The sequence below is a fragment of the Corynebacterium sp. HMSC05E07 genome, assembly GCF_001807225.1.
GTDB classification, from domain to species: domain Bacteria; phylum Actinomycetota; class Actinomycetes; order Mycobacteriales; family Mycobacteriaceae; genus Corynebacterium; species Corynebacterium singulare.
In genome coordinates this window covers 1-3,072 of record NZ_KV788213.1, presented here as the reverse complement: position 1 = coordinate 3,072, position 3,072 = coordinate 1, and the positions used below count along the sequence as shown (strand labels likewise).

General features: G+C 47.7%; 3 protein-coding genes. All 3 read right to left on the bottom strand.

Annotated features, from left to right (window positions below; all coding sequences use genetic code 11):
* Positions 1-53: 53 nt before the first annotated feature.
* Positions 54-413, bottom strand: coding sequence for a hypothetical protein (locus HMPREF3149_RS04355; RefSeq protein WP_141741449.1), 360 nt, complete (start codon positions 411-413; stop codon positions 54-56).
* A gap of 768 nt (positions 414-1,181) precedes the next feature.
* On the bottom strand, positions 1,182-2,789 hold the full coding sequence (locus HMPREF3149_RS04350) for a VapE domain-containing protein (protein WP_070536866.1): 1,608 nt from the start codon (positions 2,787-2,789) through the stop codon (positions 1,182-1,184).
* 132 nt (positions 2,790-2,921) lie between these two features.
* The gene (locus HMPREF3149_RS14010; RefSeq protein ID WP_256366411.1) at positions 2,922-3,071 is read right to left on the bottom strand and encodes an ATP-binding protein; all 150 of its coding nucleotides are present in this window, start codon (positions 3,069-3,071) and stop codon (positions 2,922-2,924) included.
* Between the last annotated feature and the right edge of the window lies 1 nt (position 3,072).

Here is a 3,072-nt window from a genome sequence, read left to right as displayed (position 1 = left end):
CTCGCCGTACCCTGCAAGGATGCAGGATAAAACGGCGAGATCTAGGGGCCAACTTAGCGATTCGGCGGGATAGTGAACTGGTGATTCGGATCCCGCTTCTGAAGCTCAAAATCATCATTCTTAGCCGTGTTGTTCCGCTGGGATTGTTGGGGCCCATTCGCCACCTGCTGAGCGGTGGATTGAATGTTCTGCTGAGGAAATTTGAACCCCAATTCAGTCAACAAATCACGCAACGGACGGTCTAGATACGTAAACCATTTAGAGCGCGGTTTCGTCGCTGCGGCATAGACAACCTCGCCCAATTGTTTCATTACCTTTTCCTGCTCAGCTTCCATAGCTTTTTCGGCCTCGTCACGAGCCTTCTTATGGCGCTTTAAACGAGATATTGCATTATCTAACTTTTTATCACTCATACATATAAGTATAGACACTATGTGAGAAAAAAGCTATAGCACATGGGTGTTAAAAATGGGTAACGACACGCCGATAAAGGTGCTCAAAAATACACGGATCACAAAGAAAGGATGACTATAGAATAATGCGATGTCATGCATATATCATCACTTACGTGGTCGCTTTTTGTATCGTTCCATAAAGGGTGAGTTAACCATGACATCACTGCATGTTTATAGAATGACCTTCTTATAAGATGATATAGCTAAGCGCTGTAGCATGATACAAACATATGTATGATTACATCATGCTTCTAGGGGTCGTTGTAGAATGATATAAGCAGCGCTCAGCTTCGCAATGGTTATCGAATGATATAAAGCATAGTTGTATCATGATACAAGCAGCAGAGACGGGAATGATTCTTAAATCATGTGCCCACACATAGTTATAGGATTCTATAAGCAGCGGTAGGATCGAGCGCTTTTTCAATCATGAGTGACAGTATGGTTATAAGATGATGTAACCATCACATTTCGTCACTTTGACGGTATTAAGACTCGCGGTTGCTTCACAATGTGTGGCACCAACAGCAGGGAAGTGGTCGCGATCTTCAGCTAAGCGAGGGTGTCATAGAACCCTTGAGAGAGCACCTGTCAAGGGGGCAGAAACTACACACTCAGTAAGTGTAAGTGGGGTGTAAAAAAGGGTGGAACTGCACTGGCAGTCCCACCCTTCAACAATGGTTACGGTGTATTAGAAGAGTACTACGTTAGGGTGATTCGATGGGGTTACACGGTAGCAGTCAGCTGCTGTTCAAGAGCTGTTACATCATCATGTTCGATCAGGAAGTCACGGATCTTATCCGTCATGGGATGAACCGCTACTCTGTACCCACTAGAGCGTGACAAGTACACAATGTAGACATAGTCTGGTTGATCATAAATACCAAACATACTTAAACCCTTGTCCACACCATCTTTCGGCAGTGAAGTGCTATCAAGATAGTCATCAGGATCGAACGGTCTCGGGGTTATTTCCCAGCCAGTTTTAACTACTTTACCACCCACCCGATAGCCCTTAGAGCCCTGCATGCGCTGATAATATTCGCAACCATCAAGCGCAGCTGTTACTGCTCGATTGACCTTCTTGTCTTTGAGTAGGTTGAACTGGGACAAATCCACATCAGAGTCAGCCACCAGGTAGGTGCTGAGTCGAGTTGGAATCAACGTACCTTCCACATTACCCAGCGTTGATATGTGTTTGACCGCATGCTCCCATGCAGACATAAATGGCTCTTCAATAATTGCGCGAGCGGCATCACCATAAGGGTCATCGCGGTGCAATTCCTGGGCTCTGCGAGCCATTGCCTTAAACTCCTCGTCATAGCGTGGACGCGCGCCATTCTTCACCGCGTGGAAGGCTTCAGCAAGAAGTAAGTCCATATACTCGCGCGTGAAGCACTCTGGCGGAATCGCATCCTTGACAATCAACGGTAAGAATCGGCGGTTGCCTGTCACATCCTGTAAGAATTCCATTTCGTTAGTCGTTCCAATCATGACAAAGTGACGCTGAGAGCGTGTGTCATAACGCGCATACGCCGAACGCCAACGATCTTCACGGCCAGTCACAAAGTTCTTAAGATCACTCCAGTCGGTGCGTCGATAGAATTTGTCGAACTCATCCATGATGACAATGCCAGCTTCATGACAACGACGAAGTGGATCTTTACCAGACTCATCTTTAGGGATTTCACCAAGCTCGTAGTATCCAAAGGGCAGAATATTGCGACAAAAACTCGTCTTACCCAGATCTTGCCCACCCACTAAGATGGGCATGCAATCCACCTGGCAACCAGGGTTAAACAGTCTGTATATGAGAGAGTGGTAGAAATCCTCTTGAACAGCGCGAGTATAGGGCGTGTCGTCAACAGTGGGGATCGCCCGTTGAAGACGACGTACACCATCCCATTCTGGCAGCTGCTCAATGTAGTCCGTCACGGGATTGAAGCGGTGGGAATTGCACCAGGTCTCAGTAAATTCGGTAATGAGGTTCTTCGGTAAGCGGCCACCGAAATACGCTGCCAACAGATCAGCGATATACGCATCGTCAACGAGATTGACATAAATGTCATCTAGTGGTCGTCTCTTGTCGTCCTCATCACGATCAGAGTTAATGAAAATCTTGGCTATGCTCTCGTAGGCACGTCGCCACGAAGGGACATAGAAATCATTCCATCCACGGAACCAACCCATCTCACACACCCCAAGGTGTTTGAGATCAGGATCGTGTTTGAAGATGAGCGCCGCGTTGTCATTCGTACGAAAGACATGGCCCTTTTTCGACGTGCGCAATGCCGCTGCAATGTTCTGACGAGTAACACGGTCTTTATCCGACATCCTTAATTCGGTAAGCCCGTTGGCAAAGGGGTTATCCGGATTGTTAGGACCACAGATTTAGTAACGCCGTGGTGAGCAAGCAGTAACGCCCGGGTGAGTATTGAGTAACACCCGGGCGTTGACTATGAGCAACTACTCTGCGTTGGCTTCTAGGCGCATGTTGGGGCCTTCCAGTGTGATGATCTCAGCGCCTACGACGAGTCGATTCAGGATCGACTCGGCGATGACAGCATCCGGGATGGATTTGTACCACTCATCGGGCGTGAATTGGGAGGTTACGATC